Genomic DNA, 20,008 nt, shown 5'->3' with positions numbered 1-20,008 from the left:
TGCTCTCGGGTGTCACAACTCACGGCAAACCGGTGGCGGTGCGACCGCGCCCCACCGCGACGGCAGGGTGTGAGGAATGAACTCGTACGGCGAACCCAGCTCCTCGCGCGGACGGGCCCGTTTTACAGGCCAGGACGACCCGAGGCAGGCGGACGACGCGTACCGCCTCCCGGGTGGTGAACCGCGCGGAGTCAACTGGTCAACCGGCCCCGAGGTTTCCGGCCCGTCGGCCCGTGCCTCGGTGGGCGGGCGTGCCTCGGTCGGCGGCTCGGCGAGCGTGCCGCCGCGCGGTGGATCCGCCGGCGCGGCTCCGGTCGGCCGTGCCGGACCCGGTCGCGCGTCGGTGCCGGTCTCGCCGGCGGCGCCCGGTCGGGCCTCGGTGCCGGTGTCGCCCGCCCCGGGCCGGGCTGGTCGGGCCTCGGTGCCGGTGTCGCCCGCCGGGCCCGGTCGGGCCGCCGTCGGTGCGGCCTCGGCCGGCCGGGCCAGCGTCGGCTCGGCGGCCGTGGGTGGCGCCGGAGGTCGGGCCGCGGTGGCCCGGGCGAGGGTCGGTGGGCCGGGAGGACCCGGCGGTCCCGGTGGACCGGGTGGCCCGCCCGGCCCCGGTCGCGGCGGGCGTGACCCGGGCGCGGTGGCTCGGGCCCGCAAGCGCAAGCGGATGAACATGCTGATCGCCGGCTTCGCGGTGTTCATCATGCTGGCCGGTATCGGCGTGGTGGGGTTCACCTACTACTCGACCAACGTGGTGCTGCCCAAGGAGATCCCGCTGCCGCTGTCCACCACCGTCTACGCCAAGGACGGCAAGACGCTGGTGGCCAAGCTCGGCAACGAGAACCGCACCTTCGTCACCATCGACGCCATCCCTGAGCACGTGCGCAATGCCGTGGCAGCCGCCGAGGACCGCAACTTCTACCGGCACTCGGGCGTCGACTACAAGGGCATCGCCCGGGCCGCCTGGAACAACCTCTCCGGCGGTGACAAGCAGGGTGCCTCGACCATCACCCAGCAGTACGCGCGCAACGCCTACGAGAACCTCCAGGACGACAGCTACGCGCGGAAGGTCAAGGAGGCGATCCTCGCCTCCAAGCTGAACGACGAGTTCACCAAAGAACAGATCATGGAGAACTACCTCAACGTGATCTACTTCGGTCGCGGCGCGTACGGCATCGAGGCGGCGGCCCAGACCTACTTCAACACCAATGCCAAGAAGCTCAGCCCGGCGCAGGGCGCCGTGCTCGCCGCGCTGATCAAGCAGCCGGTGGCCAGCGCCACGCACCAGGGCTTCGACCCGGAGGTCAACAAGGTCGACGCCAAATCCCGTTGGGAGTACGTGATCAACGGGATGGTCGAGGAGGGCTGGTTGGGTGTGCCGGGCAAGCCCGAGCGGCCCACCGAGTACCCGAAGGTCCAGAAGTCGAAGAAGAACAACGGCTTCGGCGTCGGCACCCCGCGCGGCAACGTCATCAACTACGTCCGCAAGGAGATGGAAGAGTGGGGCCTCTGCTCCAACTCGGCGGCGCCGGACAAGCCCAGCTGCGTGGACGAGCTGCGCGAGGGCGGCTACCGGATCACCACCACCATCGACCCGAAGATGCAGAAGGCGCTGGAGGCGGCGGCGCAGCCGGACCGCAAGGGCTCGGTGCTCGAACCGCAACCCAACAACCTGATGGCGGCGGCGGTCTCCATCGACCCGAAGACCGGCCGGGTGCTGGCCTACTACGGCGGTGACAACGGGACCGGGTTCGACTACGCCGGTCTGAACACCGACCAGAACGGTGACCTGGTCGGCGGCCACCCGCCGGGCTCGTCATTCAAGGTCTACACGCTGGCCGCGGCCATCGACGCCGGCGTCTCGATCAAGTCACACTGGGACTCGACCCCGTTCAAGCCCGAGGGCTACGCCGACAAGATCCAGAACGCGGGCCGGAACGCCAGCTGCGCCAAGTGGTGCACGCTGCAGGAATCGACGGTGCAGTCGTACAACGTGCCGTTCTTCCACGTGACCGAGGACATCGGCCCTGACAAGGTCCTCGACATGGCCCGCCGGGCCGGCATCCGCACCATGTGGGACGACAAGCAGAAGGTGTACGACCTGACCGAGGAGAAGCCCGAGAAACTCGCGCCGAGCAAGTTCGACCGGGTGATTGGCTACGGCCAGTACCCGGTCACCGTGCTCGACCATGCCAACGGCCTGGCCACGCTCGCCAACAAGGGGAAGTACAACAAGGCGCACTTCGTCCGGACGGTGGAGAAGCAGAACAAGGCCACCGGCAAGTGGGACAAGGTCGCCGGCGCGGGCGAGAAGCTCAAGCCGCAGCAGGTGATCCGCCCGGAGGTCGCCGACGAGGTGACCGCGGTGCTCAAGGAGATCCCCGGCAAGAGCAACGCGCGGCTGGCCAACAACCGGCAGGCGGCCGGCAAGACCGGCACCTGGGAACACCACAACACCGACAAGAACGCGCACGCCTGGATGGTCGGTTACGACGAGAACCTGGCCACCGCCGTCTGGATCGGCAGCCGCGACCCGAAGAAGCCGGCGATCCTCGACAAGAACGGCGGCAACATCGGCGGTAGTGGTTTCCCTGCCGCGCTGTGGAAGCGGTACATGGACGATGCGCTGAAGGGCTCCGACCCGTCCGACCTGCCGAACGTCACCGGAGTCGGTGACCAGGACGCCGGCAACGGCGAAGAGCCGGCGCCACCATCGCCCCCGCCGGGCGGCGACCAGCCGAACTGCAACCCGCTGGACTTCTTCTGCCAGATCGCTGGCGGCAACAACAACGGTGGCAACAATCCGAGCACCCCACCTGAAGGTGAGCAACGGCCGGGAGGTGGAGGCGGCGGCCTGCCATCACCCAGAACGACGACACGGGATTAGCTCCCGCTGACGGCCGCGGGCGGTCGGAGAATCTCTACGGCCGCCCGCCGCTGGCATAGGCGGAAGAGGTAGCCGCGGTGGGAACTGGCCGCGCCAGTGGACTCGCTGACCCATCCGACGGTCGAAGACGGCGGGGCAGCACGCTTGATGGTGCGGTGATGATGGGGTGATGACGAACATGGATATCTTGTCGCTCAACACCGACTCATCAAGGAGGCCCTGTGCGGCGGCTACTGCTCATCTCCGGACTTGTCTCGGCCCTCGCCGTAGGCTGGATCGCGGCACCCGCTTCAGCTCAGGCAGCGCCCGACCCTGCCGCCGCCGAGGTCGAGGCGGTGATCGCGGCTGGCGACGGAGTCAGGCTCGACGCCGCGACACTCGCCAACGCCGGCTGCGGAGCCTCGTGCGACAACAAGAATCCGGATACCTTCAAGATTTACTACGACGGCACCAGGTACTACACCTGTGCTGAGGACGCCATTACGCCCCAGTTGTCCAGCGGGTACGTGTACCGTGCGTCGAGTCCGTCCGGCAGCGTCGAGCTACGGTACAGCCCGCGATGCCGCACTGCCTGGGCGAGGACCAGCGCCGGATGGACGGCGTTCAAGGTGGTCAGCCGGCACCTCAACGGCAACCACCGCAAGACGATCGAGAGCTACTCCGAGTACGGAGGCGTCTGGACCAACATGGTCAACGACGCCAGCCTTGAGGCTCGGGCCTGTTACTGGCCGGCCAGTTTCTCCGACTGGCACTGCACCCGCTGGTACTGAGGCCTTGTGCCGCTGTGGCAGATGGCTGCTAACGCAAGAAAGCGGCGATGATATCGGCGATGGCAGCTTCCCGGCCGCGCTGTGGACGCGGAAGCGGTCCGTGAAACGACGCCTCGAAGGGGTACGACCCGTCCGGCCTGTCTGACGTCACCGAAGTCGGCGATCAGGGATTCCGGCTCCCACTCACGCTGTGGGCGGTCGGAGAGCTTCTCCGGCCGCCCACACAGCGCTCGCGGTACGGCTCTCGATCTGGACGCCGCGCTGCCTGGCTGACAATCTTCCTGGAACCGGTCGACCAGTGTCTCGTCTGGGTGGTCTTCGAGAAGGGGATGATGATGGCCCGGCACGCAGTCCTCCTGCGCGGCGTCAACCTCGGGAGGGCCAAGCGCGTCGGCATGGCCGACCTCCGCAAACTGCTTACGGTGGAGGGGTACGGGAACGCGGCCACGCTGCTGCAGAGCGGCAACGTGGTGCTCGGCGCCGATCAGCGCGCCGACAAGCTGGCGCGGAATTGAACAGGCGATCGAGAAGCGGTTCGATTTCTCCGTGGATGTGATCTTGCGTAGCCGGGAGGACCTGGCGCGGGGTGGTGACCACGAGCCGCTGCGTGAGGTGGCCACCGACGGCTCCAGGCACGTCGTGGCCTTCCTGGCGGAGCCCTCCGAAACGCCGGTCGACGAGGTGCTGAAGGGATCGACCTTGGCGAGGACCGGTACGTGGTGGACGGCGTCGAGATGTACATCTGGTGCCCCAACGGCCTGCGGGACAGCCCGCCGATGACCGCGCTGGGCGAGACGAAGAGCGGGCCGTCGGCCACCGTGCGGAACTGGAACACGGTGGAGAAGTTGCACGCGATGATGAGCGCCCACCCGGGCAAGGCCGCATGGCGGTGCGTAGCCCTCCCCTGATCCCCGGGGCGGCCGGACACCTTTCGGGCCGCCCCGGGCTTATCTGGCTGTCTCGGATCGGGCCGCTCAGGCGACCGGTCCGGTCAGTACTTGCTCGTCCACCAGGTGGTGGGACCGGCGCTGGCTTCCGCCCGAGCGAGCAGGTTGGCGTCGTTCACCATCTGGGTGTAGTAGGCACCGGCGAAGCCGCTGTAGGCGGTGCGGACCCGGCCGTCGAGGTAGTAGCTGCGGATCGTCGGGTAGTAGAAGTCGGAACCGACCCGGGTCCACGCGGTCCGGCACCGCGGGCTGTAGCGGAGTTCCAGGTTGATGCCGTTGGTGTTGGAGGCGACGGTCCGCGCGTCGTCGCCGCAGTAGTGGTAGCAGTTCGAACACCCACTGTGATAGATCTTGTACGTCGCGGGGTTCTTGCCGTCACACGTCGAGCCGCAGCCGGTGGCCAGCAGTTCGGCCTCCGGAATCATGGTGGCCTCAGCCGGATCGAGATCTTCGGCCTTGATTGTGGTGCTCGCCGACGACGTGCTCGCCGATGGTGTGGTGGCCGGCGCGGCGGTGGCCGCCTGCGGGGCGACCAGGCCGGCGGCGAGACAGAGTGCCAGCATGGCCGCGAGGCGAGTGCTTCTTCCGAGCAACGCGATCCCTCCAACTCAGATCAGGGTGCCGCGACGATTACAGAGGCCGCCACCGCGGCGCCATCGCCGGACCACTGCACCGGCACCGTTGCACCTCGCGCCGGCGGAGGCTCAACGGATTGCGACGACCGCCGCCCCGGTTCCGCGGAGGATCCGGTGGTAAAGCTCCTCGACCAGAGGGCTGGTGCTGATCCCCAACTCTCGGGCCAGCCGATCCCGCAGCCCACTGAGGACGCCCAACGCCTCGGCCGTGCGTGATCCGGCGTCCATCGCCTCAGCAAGCCGGCAGTGCAGCCCCTCGTGGTACGGGTAGCTCGCGATCCAGCCGTGCAGATCGGCGGTCAGCAGCCGGTGTCTGTTGAGGCTGAATTCGAGTTCTATCAACGTCTCGATCGCCTTCAGGTGGTATTCCTTCCAACGTATCGCCTCCACCTGGAGCTTTACCGAGTCGATGTCCTCGATAGGGGATCCGCGCCACAATTCGAGGCCATCCCGTAGGAGTTTGATCGCGGTTTCTCGGTTGTTGATACTCGCCGTGAGATCTGCCTCGCTACAGAGGTTGCGGAATGTCAGCCCGTCCACCTGATCGTCTGTCACCTGCAAGACGTAGTGGCTGCCGACGCGGTTGATCTGATGGGTCCCGGTGCCCAGTCTGCTGCGCAGGCTGCCCAGGCGGTTCTGCACCTGTTGCCGGGCTGTCGCAGGTGGGTCATCGTCCCACACCACGTCGATCAGTAGATCGATGTGGACGGGACGATTCGAGTTCAGGAGCAGCGCCGCTAGGATTTTTCGGTCTCGGGTCCCCGGTATATTGACACCGGACGGGCCCTCTTTCGCCATTAACGGGCCGAGAAAATAGAAGTCCAAGACAGTTCCCCCGTGTCTTCTGACTGCTCGCCTTCGCCGAGCAGTGCCCATGCTAGCGCAATATTCATCCATGTCAAGACCCTAAGTGGGCTGCGAAATCTCTTTCGACAGATAGTGTTCGGAGTATTCAGCCTTTTGAAAGATGTCGTCCTGGCCACTGCGGCAGTGCCGTCCGTGCCACTCTTTGGTGGGTCGATGGCGGCGGCGCGGCCCGTACGGGGGCAGCCCTCGGCGTCGACCCGACTCCGCCCACCGGTGCTGCTCCGCCAGATTCCAGGAACGGCCGGGTTTCGGCTTCTACGCGGTCAGCTGATGCGGCAGGATGCTCGGTCATGAGCACCCAGTCGACGCCCGGCATCGATGGACCGGATGTCTCCGATCACCCGTCTCGCTCCGACGGCTTCGTCCGGGGCCTCTCCGGACTGATCGGTGGCCCGCTCGGTGACCACGCGGTCGCCCGCGACCGGCCGGTTGGCTCGGAACGCCGGTTCTGGACGGCGGTCCGGATCGTGCTCGCACTGACCTGCCTCACGCTCGCCCTGCACTGGGTGCAGAAGTCGCCCTGCCAGGACGGCGCATGGGTGGACAACGAGCAGTACACCCGGTTCTGCTACACCGACGTGCTGGCGCTCTACTACGCCGAGCGGCTCAACGAGGGCGCCGTGCCCTACCAGGACCACCCGGTCGAGTATCCGGTGCTGACCGGATATTTTATGGGGGCGCTGGGGCTGCCGGTGCACGCCGCCGGCGACGGCAACCCCGACCTGAACCAGGGGCAGTGGTTCTACAACCTCAACGCACTGGTGCTCGGTGCGCTGGCGGTGGCCACCGTGGCGGTGATCCTGGCGCTGCGTCGACGGCGCCCGTGGGACGCCGCGCTCTTCGCCCTGGCTCCCGCCCTGCTGCTCACCGCCACCGTCAACTGGGACCTGCTCGCCATCGGACTGGCCGCGTTCGGGCTGCTGGCCTGGGCGCGCTCCGGACCCGGCCAGCGGGGGACCGTGCTGGTCGCCCTGTCCGGGGTGCTGCTGGGGCTCGGCGGGGCGGCGAAGATGTGGCCGCTGTTCATCCTCGGCCCGATCCTGGTGCTGGCTGTCCGTGCCGGCCGGCTCCGGGCCGCCCTGCTGTCCATCCTCACGGCCGCCGTGACGGTGGTACTGGTGAACCTGCCGGTGGCGATCCCCTACCGGGAGAACTGGAGCCGGTTCTTCGAGCTGAACACCGAGCGGCCGATCGACTGGGGAACCCTCTGGTACATAACCCGCTACCTGGACGGCAAATTCGGTGACCCGGCGGCCATCGGCCCCTTCCAGTGGCTCGACGGGAACATCCCGACCCTCAACTACCTGTCGTACGCCCTCTTCGGGCTGGCCTGCCTCGGCATCGGCGCGCTGGCGCTGCTGGCGCCGCGCCGGCCCCGGCTCGCCCAGCTCGCCTTCCTCGTGGTCGCCGCTTTCCTGATCTTCAGCAAGGTCTGGTCGCAGCAGTTCGTGCTCTGGCTGCTGCCGCTGGTGGTGCTCGCCCGGCCCAAGTGGGGGGCGTTCCTTGCCTGGCAGGCGGCGGAGGTCTGCTACTTCGTCGCCTTCTACGGACAGCTGCTCGGCGCCTCGGCCGGCCAGCCGGTCTTCCCCGAAGGCGTGTTCGTCCTGGCCGCGAGCCTGCGCCTGACCACGGTGGTGGTGCTGGTCGTCCTGGTCGTGCGGGAGATCCTGCACCCGGAGACGGACGCGGTGCGCCGAACCTACGCCGACGACCCGGACGGTGGCCTGCTCGACGGCGCCCCGGACGCCCCCTGGCTGGATCGCCTACGCGCCCGCCGCCAGCGGATCGAGCCGTCCGCCGCCCCTGCACCCGTCCCCGCCGCCACCTGACCCCGGCCTCAGAGACGGAACACGACGACCTGGTCGATCTCCTCACGGGTGATGCCTAGCCCGTCGACCGGCGCGTCGACGCTGACCTCCCACGGGGTGCCGGCGAGCTGGTCCCGCATCACCAGCACGTTGTGGACGCCGAGGGTGCGCAGGTAGTCGACGCTGGTCTGGTCGGGGAAGGTCATCGTGACCCGGCGTACGTCGTCCAGCTGGCGCGGGGTGAAGCCGCTGCCTCCGTTGACGATGTCCTGGAACCGCGTGGTCGACCAGAGCATCACCGGCTGGTCATGGTTCTGCCCGCTGGGCAGCACGAGCAGTGGGCCGTCGACGGCCCGCATGGCGGCCGGCTGCGGCGGCACCACCGGATGGGGCGTGGTGTTGGTTCCCTCGGCGATGACCAGCACCAGCGGGATCAGGGTGGCCAGCCGCAGCCACGGGCTCGGCCAGGAGGGGATGCGCTCGGCGGAAACCTCCCGTACCCGTTCGGCGAACGAACTGACCGCGCCCGCCGCGAGCAGCGCGAGCAGCAGCGTGGCCCAGAGCATCAACCGCCCAGGCGTACGGATGCCGTTCCAGCCGGGCAGATACTCGAAGAGCGGTTCGTAGGTGAAGCGACCGCCAAAGAACTCGGTGCCCATCGACAGGGTCATCGTCGCCAGCACCCCGGCGAGGAGAAACAGGCGTTGACGGACCGTCCAGATCGAGAGGAAGAGGCCACCGGCGGCCAGTGCGTAGAGCACGAAGCCCGGCAGCAGTGTCATCTCCGGATGCCAGGGCAGTAGCGAGCGGGCGCCCTCGTGCAGCCCGCCCCAGAGGCGGGACTCGGCGGGGGCGGTGACGAAGCCGCTGGCCGGCGGCGAGAAGATGGCGATGTTGCCGATCGTCCGCTCCGCATGCGGGTGCAGTTGCGTGACGGTGAAGTATGGGATGGCCAGCAGAACACCCACCCCGGCGAAGATCAACCCGCCGATCAGGTCGGCGACGAACAGCCGCTGGCCGAAGGGTCGCCTGGCCCGCCGGAAGATCCGCTTCGCGTACCAGATGGCCGCGGCCACCAGCACCGTGCCGGCGAGCACGTACACGAACGGCAGGCCGATGCCGAACCCGAGGCTCAACTGCCAGGCCGCCACCAGCCAGCCGGCGTACACCCAGCCGTCGTGGCGGCGCTCGGGCCGGTACCCGTGCCGCAGCGACCAGCCGTGCCCCCGGGCGAGCATGGCCAACGCCAGCGGGATGCCACCGTTGGAGACCACGTGCAGGTGGCCGGCCTGAGCCAGCAGCCACGGTGCGTAGGTGTAGGCGGCACCGGCCACCGCGGACCCGGTCCGACTCGCACCGAGCTGCCGGGCCAGCACGTACCCGCCGAAGGTGGCCAGGGCATGGGCCAGCACGAACATGATGTTGTACCGGACCAGAGCGGCCTCGGGGCCGGTGCCGATCATGCCGGCCGGCGCGTACCCGAGCAGGGTGTCGGAGAAGGCGAAGCTCCACCGTTCCGGGAAGAACGCGTTGGCGTGCCACAGTTGGCCCGGATCGGTCAACAGGATGTGCCCCGACCAGGCCATCTGCCAGGCCTGAAGGCTCGGATCCCAGTAGTCCTGCGGCAGCGTGTGCGCCGGGTAACGAAGCGTCGGCCAGGTCATCAGCACGGCCAGCACCAGCGAACCGACGGCCGCCAGCGTCCACTCGTGGATCAGCAGCCGGCCGAACCTGCGACCCAGCCGCCCGGACCAGGTCACCACCGGTTCGGGAGCAGGTCCGAAAGCGGCCCACCGGTCCGGCTTGCTGCCACCGTCAGGCGTGGCTCCGTCCCGGTCCTCACCCCTGCCGCTCCCGTCCCCGTCGGTGCGGTTGGCACCATCCCCGTCTGCCGCCACGTCCCCGTCTGCCGCGTTGTCCTTGTCGGCGGCCTCGTCCTTGCCGGCGCTGCCCTCGCTGCCGGCGCCGGTCTCGCCGCTGGTGGTGCTGCCGCCCGGCCCAGGCCCACCGGCGGCAGTGCCGCTCGGGCTGGTGCCGCTCGGGGCGCTGCCAGCACCGGCCCGACTGTCACCCGGGATCGGCCGTGGCCCGCCGGCGGCGGACTGGTCCGTGGTCATCGCGCTGACGTCTCCCCGCTGAGCTGCCCGTGCAGGAAGGCGATGTCGCCGCTCTGCCCCTCGGTGCCGCCCGGCGTCTCGACGATGACCGGGGCACCTGCCGCTCGGATCACCGCGACCACGAGATCCGGCTCGATGGTGCCCGCGCGCAGATTGTCGTGGCGGTCCCGCCCGGAGCCGAAACCGTCCTTGGAGTTGTTGGCGTGCACCAGGTCGATCCGTCCGGTGATCGCCTTCACCCGGTCGACCAGACCGAGCAGTTCCTCGCCGCCGGCGTGCGCGTGACATGTGTCGAGGCAGAAACCGACCTCGTGGTCTCCGACCGCGTCCCAGAGCCGGGCCAGCGCGTCCAGTCGGCGGGCGCAGGCGTTCTCGCCGCCGGCCGTGTTCTCGATCAGCACGGGTAGCCCGAAGCCCCCCGACTCCGCCGCGTACGCCAGGGCCTTGCGCCAGTTGTCGAACCCGGTGGCCGGGTCGTCGCCGGCGTTGACGTGCCCACCGTGCACGACCAGGCCCTTGGCCCCGATGGCCACGGCCGCCTTGGCGTGGGCGAGCAACAGCTTGCGGCTGGGGATCCGGATGCGGTTGTTGCCGGTCGCGACGTTGATGACGTACGGCGCGTGCACATATACGTCGACCTCGGCGGCCAGCAGCTCGTCCGCGTCCGTACGGGGTTGTGGCGCCTTCCAACCCTGGGGGTCGGAGAGGAAGAACTGCACGGCGTCGGCCGCTCGGGCGCTCGCCTCCCTCAGCGGGTCGGCCGGATCGACGTGGGCTCCGATACGCATGCAGGCGAGCCTACGTCGCGTCCCCGTCGGAGGGGGCGACGCCCACCGGCGCGTTCGCGTCACCGCGTCCGGTGGCGCTCGTTGATCCTGATGGATCCGGCGGCCAGGGCTTCCTGGCGGCCAGGGCTCAGGTGCTGCCAGAAGCGCCAGTCGAGAAAAATGTCGTTGATTCCAGCATTTGCCCCATGAAGCACCGGCTTCCGCGATAACGTCAGGTAACAACGTGATAAAGCTCCGCGGGGCGTCTCCGGTCCAACCTCATCGGTGTGGTCGTTCCTCCCCAGGTCCCACCCAAGGAATGCGGACCAGGCGCCCCGCGGTCACGTGGCCGGGGGTCCGTGCCGACAGCGACGTCGGCCGGGCCCCCGGTTCGCTGTGCCCGTCACCTCGGTGATGGTGATCGTCCGGGCCGGGTATCCTGGTGCGGTTGTCCGCTCCCGGTCGGGTTCCCCCGAGTCCGGGACGGCCACGACGCACGACCTCCTGCCACGGAAGGACCGTGGCCGCATAGCCCACAGGAGGTGAGCACGTCTTGCGTCATTACGAGATCATGGTGATCCTCGACTCCAGCCTCGAGGAGCGCACCGTCGCCCCATCGCTCGACACGTACCTGAACGTGATCAGGACCGCGGGTGGCTCGGTGGAGAAGACCGACGTGTGGGGCCGCCGGCGCCTCGCGTACGAGATCAACAAAAAGTCCGAGGGCATCTACGCCGTCATCGACCTCCAGGCGACGCCGGAGGCGGTGGCCGAACTGGATCGCCAGCTGCGGCTCAACGAGTCCGTGCTGCGTACCAAGGTCATCCGGCCGGAGATGCGCTAACAATCCACCCAGCCCTACCCGGATCAGCCTCGTCGGTGCTGTCGGAGGGTTCTGAGAACCTGTACGGCAGAACGGATGAGTGCGCGAGGAGTTGGTCATGGCAGGAGACACCACCATCACGGTCATCGGCAACCTGACCGATGACCCCGAGTTGCGATTCACCCCCTCCGGGGCCGCGGTCGCCAAGTTCCGGGTCGCATCGACGCCCCGATTCATGGACAAGGCGTCCGGCGAGTGGAAGGACGGCGAGCCGCTGTTCCTCTCGTGCACCGTCTGGCGACAGGCCGCAGAGCACGTGGCGGAGTCGCTGCAACGCGGTGCTCGCGTGATCGTGTCGGGCCGGCTGCGTCAGCGGTCCTACGAGACCCGCGAGGGTGAGAAGCGCACCGTCATCGAGCTGGAGGTCGACGAGATCGGCCCGTCGCTGCGCTACGCCACGGCGAAGGTGCAGAAGATGTCGCGTTCCGGCGGCGGTGGCGGCGGTTTCGGCAGCGGTGGCGGTGGTGGCCAGGGCGGCGGCGGAGGCAACTTCGACGACCCCTGGGCTTCGGCCGCGCCAGCCCCCGCACGTTCGGGTGGCGGCAATCATGACGAGGAGCCACCGTTCTAATGGCGCCGAGCGCCCGTGATCGTAAACCAGGAGCAAGAGCAATGGCGAAGGCTGCGGCACTGCGCAAGCCGAAGAAGAAGGTGAACCCGCTCGACAAGGACGGGATCACCTACATTGATTACAAGGACACCGCGCTGCTGCGTAAGTTCATCTCCGACCGCGGCAAGATCCGTGCTCGGCGGGTGACCGGCGTCACCTCGCAGCAGCAGCGGCAGATCGCCCGTGCGGTCAAGAACGCCCGCGAGATGGCGCTCCTGCCGTACACCGCGACGGCCCGCTGAGAGGAGGCGCCGACATGAAGATCATCCTGACTCAGGAGGTGTCCGGCCTCGGTGCCCCGGGCGACATCGTGGAGGTCAAGAACGGCTACGGCCGTAACTACCTGCTTCCGCAGGGCTTCGCGATCGCCTGGACCAAGGGCGCGGAGAAGCAGGTCACCCTCATCAGGCGGGCCCGCTCGGCCCGCGAGATCCGCGACCTCGGCCACGCCAACGAGGTGAAGGCCCAGCTCGAGGGCCTCAAGGTGAACCTGTCGGCCCGTGCCGGCGAGGGTGGTCGGCTCTTCGGCTCGGTCACCCCGGCCGAGATCGTCGACGCCGTCAAGGCAGCCGGCGGTCCGGCGCTCGACCGCCGCCGGCTGGAGATGTCCGGTCACGTCAAGTCGATCGGATCGCACCCGGTGCGGATCAGGCTGCACCCCGAGGTGACCGCCACGTTCAACCTCAACGTCGTGCAGGGCTGAGCCCGGCCGACAACGCCACCGGGCCCGCACCGCTGCGTCGGTGCGGGCCCGACGGCATTCGTGGTTCCGCCCGTCAACCGATCGGCTGGCCGGTCACCGCGCTGATCATCACCGTGGAGAGGCCGCCACCGACGACGGCGGCGGCGAGCGCCACGGTGGTCGCGCGCCAGGTCGTACCCACCCGACGAAGCAGCATCGCGACCGCCAGGCTGGTGACCAGCGCCAGACCGAACCGGGGCAGGCCGCCCACCATGGCCCCGAACGCCCGAGCCCGGGGCGAGTCGCAACCACCGCCACTGATGTCGGTCACGCAGCCGGCCGGCGGCGTGCCGTCGAGGGTCATCAGCCAGATGAAGATCACCACTGCGGGCAGCAGGTAGCAGGCGGCGGTGTAGACCAGCGACAGCCAGGGACCACCCGGATCAGGATCGAGCAGGTCGTCCTCCAGGCGACGGTTCCAGCCGGCCGTACCGACCGCCTCGATCCGTCGCCGTACCGCCGCCATGCCGACCTGGCGCGCGGGAGGAAGCTGGGCGGGACGCCGCGGCGCCGGGCGCGGACGAGGCGCCGTGTATCCGACCACCGGCGACCGGGGGGCCGTCGCGGGCGGATCGACCCAGCGCGGGTCGTCCCCCGCGAGTCGGGTCCCGGGCCAGAATCTCTGCTGCTGCTGCTGCTGCTGCTGCTGCTGCTGCGGCGGCGGCGGCTCGGGCTCGGCCCGGCCGGACCAGGACCACTGACCGGTACCGGCCGCCGCGCCCGAGCGTGGTGGCTCCGTACGGTCCCACCGGTCCGGTTCGGAATAGCCGTCCCAGCGGTCCGGCTCCCGCTGCCGTTCCCGTCGGTCCACCTCGGAGTAGCGGTCCCACTGGCCGGTGCTGTCGGGCTGGAGCCACTGGTCCGTGGCGGCGCCCTGAAGCCACTGACTCGTGCTGTCTGCGTCCCAGGGGTCGGCCGGCCCGTCGTCGGCACGGCGCTCGAGGCCGGCGGACTGCTGCCAGGCGTGCAGGCCGGAGGCGTCCCACGGATCCACCGCCGGCTGGCGACTCTCCGGTTCCGCCGTCCGCTCCCAGGGGTCCACGGCCGGGCCGGGGTCGACCTCGGCCGCGCGCCGCCGGCGCCGGGTGGGCGGGTCGGCCGTCGGTTCGGAGTCGGAGGTCTGCTGGTCCTCATCGTCCAGACCTGACCAGGTCACCTCGCGGCGGCGGGACTGCGCCCGGCGGGGACGGCTCTGCGGCGTCATGCCCGAGACCGGATCGTCCTCGTCGGCCCGGCGGCTGCCGACGTACCCCCCCTCCTGCGCACGGTCGAAGGTCCACTCCCGGGTGTGGTCCGACCCCGGCGCCCGGCCGGGCGCCGGGGCATCCCGCCAGGCCGTCTCGTCGCCGCGCCGGCCCCGGCTGCTCCCGGTGGGCTCGGTCGAGCGCCGACCGCTGCCGCCGTAACGCGGCCGGTCACCTTCGTCATCGTCGTCCGGCGCGGCATGCCGGCCCGCACCGTCGACACTGCTGACGCCCGACTCCAACGCCCACCTCGGCAGGTAGGGCTCGGCGGGCTCCTCGTGGCCGCGCTCGATCGCCCGCCGACGGCTCGGCGTGCGGTAGCGCTCGACCGCCGATTCGTAAGGTTCGGCCGGGGAACGCTCGACGGGCTCGGCCCATGAGGTGGCCGGCCGCCGCTCGCGCGGGCCGTCCTCCCCGCGTGCCCAGTCCCGGTAACTCACGGCCGGAGCGTGACCCTTCTCAACCGAAAGTGCAATCCGCTGTGCAGGTGTAGCCGTAGGCACCGATCTTACGGGAGGTTCAGGACAAAGCCCTACCCGGAAATTTCCGTCCACAGGCTGGGGACGGAAGCTTCGCAGGTAGACGGGTTGCCGCGAAAAATTCCCCACCAGATATCCACAACCTGTGCACACGCTGCGCACATGCCTGTCCACCGGCGTCCACAGGTTGTCCCGAGGCTCGTCCACCGCCGTGGTTGAGCGGCTGACCTCGAAGTCCGTATGGTTAGCCACCGACCTGCCGACCGATGGCCCCCGATCGAAGCGGACGGTCGACGATGTCGTACCCGGGCGCTATGCCTGGAATCGATCCGACGCAGTGGAGGGGGGCCCGGTGTCGGTGACCGACGACAGGCGTACGGAGTCGTTCCCGGGAGGCGGGCAGTCGTCCGGCCCGGCACCGCGCGACGGCCAGTTCGACAAGACGCCACCACAGGACGTGGCAGCCGAGCAGTGCGTCCTGGGTGGCATGCTGCTCTCCAAGGACGCCATCGCCGACGTCGTCGAGATCCTCAAGACCAACGACTTCTACCGGCCGGTCCACGCCACCATCTTCGACACGATCCTGGACATCTACGGCCGGGGGGAACCGGCCGACGCCATCACCGTGGCGGCGGCGCTGGCCGACTCCGGTGACCTGGCCCGGGTCGGCGGCGCTCCCTATTTGCACACGCTGATCGCGAGTGTGCCGACCGCCGCGAACGCCGCCTACTACGCGCGCATCGTCAGTGAACGGGCGGTCCTCCGGCGGTTGGTCGAGGCCGGCACGAGGATCGTCCAACTCGGCTACGGCACGGCGAACGGCGGCACCCGGGACGTCGACGACATCGTCGACCTGGCCCAGCAGGCCGTCTACGACGTCACCGAGCGCCGGGTCAGCGAGGACTTCGCGGTCCTCGCCGACATGCTCCAGCCGACGCTGGACGAGATCGAGGCGGTCGGCGCCCAGGGCGGCATGATGACGGGCGTACCGACCGGCTTCACCGACCTGGACCGGCTGCTCAACGGCCTGCACGCCGGTCAGCTGATCATCGTGGCCGGGCGGCCGGGTCTGGGTAAGGCCCTCGCGCTGGACACACCCCTGCCGACTCCGGGCGGCTGGACCACCATGGGCGAGGTGCAGGTAGGTGACCAGCTGATCGGTTCGGACGGCCGGCCGACCACGGTCACCCACGCCTTTGAGGTACGCCACGGCCGCCCCTGCCACGAGGTCGAGTTCTCCGACGGCTCGGTTGTCGTCGCCGACGCCGAGCATCTCTGGACGACGACCAGGCGGGGGTCTGAGTTCCGGAACGTCCGGCAGGCCGGGGCCGTCAAGGTCGGCGTTTCCGCAGAGGTCGGCGTTTCCGCAAGGGTCGAGCGTGAGCATCTCCGGAACGGCGAGCCTCGGCGTCGGACGGTCGGTGCCTACCGTGCGCGTGCCCTGTTCGATGCCCACCCGGGCCGGGCGGGCCGGCTAACGATCAGCGAGTCGACCGTCGCACATCCTCGGGTCGTCACCACCGAGCACATCGCCGCGACGCTGCGGCATCCAGTTGACGGGCGTGCGAATCACGCGGTGGCCAACACCCTGCCGCTGTCCCTTCCCACCCGGGATGACCTGCCCATTGCCCCGTACACCCTGGGGGTGTGGTTGGCCGACGGCTCGTTCACGGGGCTGCTCCGGGCCGCCGGTGTGTTGGGCGACGCGCACATTCCGCAGCCCTACCTCCGGGCATCGGAGAAGCAGCGCCGGGATCTTCTGGCCGGGCTGCTGGACACCGCCGGCACCACCGCGCCAGCCGGTCACGTCCAATACACCACCGCCGCCGAGCGGTTGGCCGCGGATGTGTACGAGCTTGTCGTCAGTCTGGGCTACCGATGCTCCGTCAACCGCACGAGAGTCGACCGCGCTCCGGAAAGCTCGACCATCCTCACGTTGAGTTTCTCGACCTCGGACGAGGTGTTCAGGCTGACCCGGAAGCGAGCGTCTCACGCGAGGCGCTGGCGCGCTGCCGGCCGTGAGGTTGGTCGGTCCCGCTACATCGTGGACGTGCGGCCGGTGCCGAGCGTCCCGGTGCGGTGCGTGACGGTCGACAACAAGGATCACCTCTACTTGGCCGGCCGGTCGATGATCCCCACGCACAACAGCACGGCGAGCATGGACTTCGCGCGCAATGCGGCCATCCGGGCGAACCAGGCGTCGGCCATCTTCTCGCTGGAGATGAGCAAGGTGGAGATCGTCATGCGGCTGCTCTCGGCCGAGGCACGGGTGCCGCTGCACGTGCTACGCAGCGGGCAACTCTCCGATGACGACTGGACGAAGCTCGCCCGCTGCATGGGCGAGATCAGCGAGGCGCCGCTGTTCGTGGACGACACACCCAGCATGAACCTGATGGAGATCCGGGCCAAGGCCCGCCGGCTCAAGCAGCGGCACGACCTCAAGCTGATCGTGGTCGACTACCTCCAGCTGATGACCTCTCCGAAACGCACCGAGAGCCGCCAGCAGGAGGTCGCGGACCTGTCCCGGGGCCTGAAGCTGCTGGCCAAGGAGGTCGAGTGCCCGGTCATCGCGGTCAGCCAGCTGAACCGTGGCCCGGAACAACGCACCGACAAGCGACCACAACTGTCCGACCTGCGGGAATCCGGCTCCATAGAACAGGATGCGGACGTGGTCATCCTGCTGCACCGTGACGACTACTACGACAAGGAGTCGCCCCGGGCCGGGGAGGCGGATTTCATCATTGCCAAGCACCGGAATGGCCCGACCGACACCGTGACCGTCGCCGCTCAGCTGCACCTGTCGCGCTTCGTGGACATGGCGATCGTCTGACGTGCTCGGCCGAGCGGCACCGCCGAGCGGGAGGCGGCGGTGGAAGACCGGGCCGGCCGGTGCGGCGGCCCGGTCATCCTGGACTCAGCCGAACATGTCGTCCAGGAAGCTCTTGCGCTTCTTCCGCCGGTAGTGCCCGTGGTAGCCGTAGTGCTGCTGCTGTTGGCCGTAGCCCGGGGCCGGTGCCGGGTAGCCGGGCGGCGGAGGCGGCGGCACGGCGCCGTAACCCGGCTGCTGGGGCGCGGGCGGCGGCGGTGGCGGGTAGCCACCCCGGGCTGGCTGCGGGGCCGGCGGGGTCTGCTGCTGGCTGTAGTTGGCCTCCGCCTCGAACAGCTTCTCCAGCTCGCCGCGGTCGAGGAAGATCCCCCGGCATTCACCGCACTGATCGATGACAACGCCACTGCGCTCGTACTGGCGCATCTCTCCGTGACACTTGGGACAGGTCAGGCTCATCACCCGACGGTACCTGGTCCGCTCACGCGGTCGCGGTCAGCGCGTCGGTGACCTCGGCGTCGGAGACCTCGTGGAAGTCGTCGTAGTACGCCCCCACCGCGGCGAAGGTGGGCGGCCGCTGGGCGCAGATCACCTGGTCGGCCTCGGCGGCCAGCATCTCGTACGCCTCCTGGGAGCCGACCGGGACGGCGACGACGACGCGGCGGGCATCGAGTTCACGGGCCACCTGGACGCCTGCGCGGGCGGTCGCCCCCGTGGCCAGCCCGTCGTCGACGATCACGGCGATCCGGCCGGTCAGGTCCAACGGCGGCCGGCCGGCCCGGTAGAGCTGCTCGCGCCGGTTCAGCTCCGCCTGCTCCCGGTGCTGCACCTCGGCGATGTCGTCGGGGCCGAGCTGGTCGGCGACCACCTCGTTCACGACGCGCACGCCGCGGGGGCCGAGCGCGCCGAAGGCGACCTCGGGGGCCCACGGCATGCCGAGCTTGCGGACCACCAGCACGTCCAGCGGTGCGCCGAGACGTTCGGCGATGACCCGGGCGACGGGCACACCGCCGCGTACCAGGCCCAGCACGACGACGTCCGGTTCGCCGATCAGGGCGGTGAGTCGGTCGGCGAGCACCTGGCCCGCCTCGGTTCGGTCGCGGTAGGCGGTCATGCCCTCAGGTCTACGCCCTGTGGGCCGTCTTCGCTCGCCGGTTGCCGGATTCCGGGAACGTCGAGCGCGGGCGCCCAGAGAAGGAAGGCGGCCGGGTAGAGCAGATAACCGAACCGGGTGGCGGGCATCAGCAGGATCGCCGCGAGCAAGCCGTACCCGCAGATGAACGCCGCGGTGCGGGCGGTGCGGGGCGGGCGACGGGCGAGCCGGACGGCGATCGCCACCCCGGCGGCGACCAGCGACGCGGCGGCGAGCACCCGCCCTGCGGGCAGGGCGTTCGCGATCAGGTAACCGGGGAACGGTGACTGCGCCGGGCTGGAGACCAGGCCGTGCCCGAGCGGGAACCGGAGCACGTTCTCCACCAGCGCCTCGCGGTCCACCAGCAGGGTCGGCAGCAGCGCGGCAGCGGGCAGGCCCAGCGCGCCGGCGCTGACCCGCAGGCCGGCCCGCCTGGTCAACCCCCAGATGATCAACACTGCGGCCACCGGCCAGGCGAAGAGCTTGAGCGCGCCGGCCAACCCGACGGCGATACCGGCCCAGCCGGCGCGGTCGGTGGCGGCCGACGCGAGGGCCAGCAGGCACAGCGCGAGGACGGGCAGGTCGTCGCCGCCGGTGGCCAGGGTCAGCGCGCAGACCGGCAGTACGGTGGCGGCCTGCACCCCGCGCAGCAGGTAAGCGCCGTGCCGGGTGGACCCGGCCGCGCCCGCCGGTTGCCGTAGGATCCGGACGGCGGCGACGAGGGCGAGCGCGGTGCCGACGGCGAACCAGACCCGGGCGTCCGTCCACCACCCGTCGGCTGCCGCACGAGGCAGCCCGAACAGTGCCATTCCCGGCTGGTACGGGGTGTAGCCGAGCAGTTGTTCGCCGGGCGGCAGCGCGGCGATGTCGCCCGGTCCCAGGTACGGCGTACCGGTCTCCACCAGGCGCCGGCCGGACTCCTCGACGACGAGCACCTCCTCCTGGGCCCGGTCGACGCGCCCCGCCGCGCGCTGCACGCTCTGCCAGATCAGGGGCAGCAGGGCGACCCCGGCCCAGGTGAGGATGGTGACCAGCCCGCGTGCGGGCAGCCCGGCCAGCGCCGAGTCCGGTCGACGGCGCCGCACCAGCAGCTGACCGGCCGCCACCAGCGTGGCGGTGAGATAGCCCAGCGCCGCGATCCCGCCCCAGGCACGGTGCGGAACGAGGGTGGAGGTGGCCGCGGTGACGGCCGCGAAGGCGGCCGAGACGGCATAGAGGCCGAGGTCGACGGCGAGACCGCCGGCGGCGGTGTCGAGCCGGTGCCACCACCCGGGGCGGCGCAGCGGCGCGGTGGCGGAACTCACCTGG

General features: G+C 69.8%; 19 protein-coding genes. 11 read left to right on the top strand and 8 right to left on the bottom strand.

Features of this window, described 5'->3' with window-relative positions:
* Positions 1 to 76: 76 nt before the first annotated feature.
* From KIF24_RS29455 to KIF24_RS29435, 5 genes are all read left to right on the top strand, one after another.
* Complete coding sequence (locus tag KIF24_RS29455; protein WP_221086802.1) at positions 77 to 2,875, top strand: transglycosylase domain-containing protein; 2,799 nt, start codon at positions 77 to 79, stop codon at positions 2,873 to 2,875.
* 221 nt (positions 2,876 to 3,096) lie between these two features.
* A complete protein-coding gene (locus KIF24_RS29450) occupies positions 3,097 to 3,645 on the top strand; it encodes a DUF2690 domain-containing protein (protein WP_221086801.1) in 549 nt (182 codons plus the stop codon).
* A 311-nt stretch (positions 3,646 to 3,956) separates the two neighbouring features.
* Positions 3,957 to 4,160 carry a DUF1697 domain-containing protein gene (locus tag KIF24_RS29445; protein ID WP_221086800.1) on the top strand — a complete coding sequence of 68 codons (204 nt, stop codon included), beginning with the start codon at positions 3,957 to 3,959 and terminating at the stop codon, positions 4,158 to 4,160.
* 31 nt (positions 4,161 to 4,191) lie between these two features.
* Complete coding sequence (locus tag KIF24_RS35255; RefSeq protein ID WP_221086799.1) at positions 4,192 to 4,425, top strand: hypothetical protein; 234 nt, start codon at positions 4,192 to 4,194, stop codon at positions 4,423 to 4,425.
* A complete protein-coding gene (locus tag KIF24_RS29435; protein WP_221087684.1) occupies positions 4,362 to 4,553 on the top strand; it encodes a hypothetical protein in 192 nt (63 codons plus the stop codon). The genes KIF24_RS35255 and KIF24_RS29435 overlap by 64 nt, the downstream gene beginning before the upstream one ends.
* An 83-nt stretch (positions 4,554 to 4,636) precedes the next feature.
* Here the strand turns inward: KIF24_RS29435 and KIF24_RS29430 are convergent, their stop codons facing one another.
* The gene (locus KIF24_RS29430) at positions 4,637 to 5,155 is read right to left on the bottom strand and encodes a DUF2690 domain-containing protein (protein WP_221086798.1); all 519 of its coding nucleotides are present in this window, start codon (positions 5,153 to 5,155) and stop codon (positions 4,637 to 4,639) included.
* Positions 5,156 to 5,296: 141 nt separating this feature from the next.
* The gene (locus tag KIF24_RS29425; RefSeq protein ID WP_221086797.1) at positions 5,297 to 6,052 is read right to left on the bottom strand and encodes an AfsR/SARP family transcriptional regulator; all 756 of its coding nucleotides are present in this window, start codon (positions 6,050 to 6,052) and stop codon (positions 5,297 to 5,299) included.
* A 332-nt stretch (positions 6,053 to 6,384) separates the two neighbouring features.
* Here KIF24_RS29425 and KIF24_RS29420 point away from each other — a divergent pair, with 332 nt between their 5' ends.
* On the top strand, positions 6,385 to 7,923 hold the full coding sequence (locus KIF24_RS29420; RefSeq protein WP_221086796.1) for a glycosyltransferase family 87 protein: 1,539 nt from the start codon (positions 6,385 to 6,387) through the stop codon (positions 7,921 to 7,923).
* An 8-nt stretch (positions 7,924 to 7,931) separates the two neighbouring features.
* Here the strand turns inward: KIF24_RS29420 and KIF24_RS29415 are convergent, their stop codons facing one another.
* Positions 7,932 to 10,019 carry a hypothetical protein gene (locus tag KIF24_RS29415; RefSeq protein WP_221086795.1) on the bottom strand — a complete coding sequence of 696 codons (2,088 nt, stop codon included), beginning with the start codon at positions 10,017 to 10,019 and terminating at the stop codon, positions 7,932 to 7,934.
* On the bottom strand, positions 10,016 to 10,807 hold the full coding sequence (locus KIF24_RS29410) for a deoxyribonuclease IV (RefSeq protein WP_221086794.1): 792 nt from the start codon (positions 10,805 to 10,807) through the stop codon (positions 10,016 to 10,018). Before KIF24_RS29410 ends, KIF24_RS29415 begins: the two co-directional genes overlap by 4 nt.
* A 532-nt stretch (positions 10,808 to 11,339) precedes the next feature.
* Here KIF24_RS29410 and rpsF point away from each other — a divergent pair.
* The 4 genes from rpsF (at position 11,340) to rplI (ending at position 12,982) form a co-directional block, all read left to right on the top strand.
* Positions 11,340 to 11,630 carry a 30S ribosomal protein S6 gene (gene rpsF, locus KIF24_RS29405; RefSeq protein ID WP_092381323.1) on the top strand — a complete coding sequence of 97 codons (291 nt, stop codon included), beginning with the start codon at positions 11,340 to 11,342 and terminating at the stop codon, positions 11,628 to 11,630.
* A gap of 79 nt (positions 11,631 to 11,709) precedes the next feature.
* On the top strand, positions 11,710 to 12,240 hold the full coding sequence (locus KIF24_RS29400) for a single-stranded DNA-binding protein (RefSeq protein ID WP_221086793.1): 531 nt from the start codon (positions 11,710 to 11,712) through the stop codon (positions 12,238 to 12,240).
* 41 nt (positions 12,241 to 12,281) lie between these two features.
* A complete protein-coding gene (rpsR, locus tag KIF24_RS29395; RefSeq protein ID WP_007073789.1) occupies positions 12,282 to 12,521 on the top strand; it encodes a 30S ribosomal protein S18 in 240 nt (79 codons plus the stop codon).
* Between the two features lie 14 nt (positions 12,522 to 12,535).
* The gene (gene rplI, locus KIF24_RS29390; protein WP_221086792.1) at positions 12,536 to 12,982 is read left to right on the top strand and encodes a 50S ribosomal protein L9; all 447 of its coding nucleotides are present in this window, start codon (positions 12,536 to 12,538) and stop codon (positions 12,980 to 12,982) included.
* Positions 12,983 to 13,055: 73 nt separating this feature from the next.
* On the opposite strand, the gene KIF24_RS33635 is transcribed toward rplI, so the two are convergent.
* A complete protein-coding gene (locus KIF24_RS33635) occupies positions 13,056 to 14,705 on the bottom strand; it encodes a hypothetical protein (protein WP_230415972.1) in 1,650 nt (549 codons plus the stop codon).
* A gap of 376 nt (positions 14,706 to 15,081) precedes the next feature.
* Between KIF24_RS33635 and dnaB the strand changes: the two genes are divergently transcribed.
* Positions 15,082 to 17,574, top strand: coding sequence for a replicative DNA helicase (gene dnaB / locus KIF24_RS29380; protein WP_456238347.1), 2,493 nt, complete (start codon positions 15,082 to 15,084; stop codon positions 17,572 to 17,574).
* 84 nt (positions 17,575 to 17,658) lie between these two features.
* Here dnaB and KIF24_RS29375 read toward each other — a convergent pair whose 3' ends face one another.
* From KIF24_RS29375 to KIF24_RS29365, 3 genes are read right to left on the bottom strand one after another with little or no spacing between them, the layout of a single operon-like run.
* Positions 17,659 to 18,030: a TFIIB-type zinc ribbon-containing protein gene (locus KIF24_RS29375; RefSeq protein ID WP_221086790.1), complete on the bottom strand. Its 372-nt coding sequence runs from the start codon at positions 18,028 to 18,030 to the stop codon at positions 17,659 to 17,661.
* 19 nt (positions 18,031 to 18,049) lie between these two features.
* A complete protein-coding gene (locus KIF24_RS29370; RefSeq protein WP_221086789.1) occupies positions 18,050 to 18,682 on the bottom strand; it encodes a phosphoribosyltransferase in 633 nt (210 codons plus the stop codon).
* Entirely contained in the window at positions 18,679 to 20,004 is a 1,326-nt protein-coding gene (locus KIF24_RS29365) for a glycosyltransferase 87 family protein (RefSeq protein WP_221086788.1), read from the bottom strand. Before KIF24_RS29365 ends, KIF24_RS29370 begins: the two co-directional genes overlap by 4 nt.
* Positions 20,005 to 20,008: the final 4 nt, after the last annotated feature.

Source organism: Micromonospora tarapacensis (assembly GCF_019697375.1).
GTDB lineage: Bacteria > Actinomycetota > Actinomycetes > Mycobacteriales > Micromonosporaceae > Micromonospora > Micromonospora tarapacensis.
This window is presented reverse-complemented; position numbering and strand designations above follow the sequence as displayed.

Excerpts from the sequence above, each read along its gene's own strand:
- KIF24_RS29455 (WP_221086802.1), top strand. The coding sequence starts at position 77 with ATGAACTCGTACGGCGAACCCAGCTCCTCGCGCGGACGGGCCCGTTTT.
- KIF24_RS29430 (WP_221086798.1), bottom strand. The coding sequence starts at position 5,155 with ATGCTGGCACTCTGTCTCGCCGCCGGCCTGGTCGCCCCGCAGGCGGCC.
- KIF24_RS29420 (WP_221086796.1), top strand. The coding sequence starts at position 6,385 with ATGAGCACCCAGTCGACGCCCGGCATCGATGGACCGGATGTCTCCGAT.
- KIF24_RS29415 (WP_221086795.1), bottom strand. The coding sequence starts at position 10,019 with ATGACCACGGACCAGTCCGCCGCCGGCGGGCCACGGCCGATCCCGGGT.
- KIF24_RS29410 (WP_221086794.1), bottom strand. The coding sequence starts at position 10,807 with ATGCGTATCGGAGCCCACGTCGATCCGGCCGACCCGCTGAGGGAGGCG.
- rpsR (WP_007073789.1), top strand. The coding sequence starts at position 12,282 with ATGGCGAAGGCTGCGGCACTGCGCAAGCCGAAGAAGAAGGTGAACCCG.
- rplI (WP_221086792.1), top strand. The coding sequence starts at position 12,536 with ATGAAGATCATCCTGACTCAGGAGGTGTCCGGCCTCGGTGCCCCGGGC.
- KIF24_RS29370 (WP_221086789.1), bottom strand. The coding sequence starts at position 18,682 with ATGACCGCCTACCGCGACCGAACCGAGGCGGGCCAGGTGCTCGCCGAC.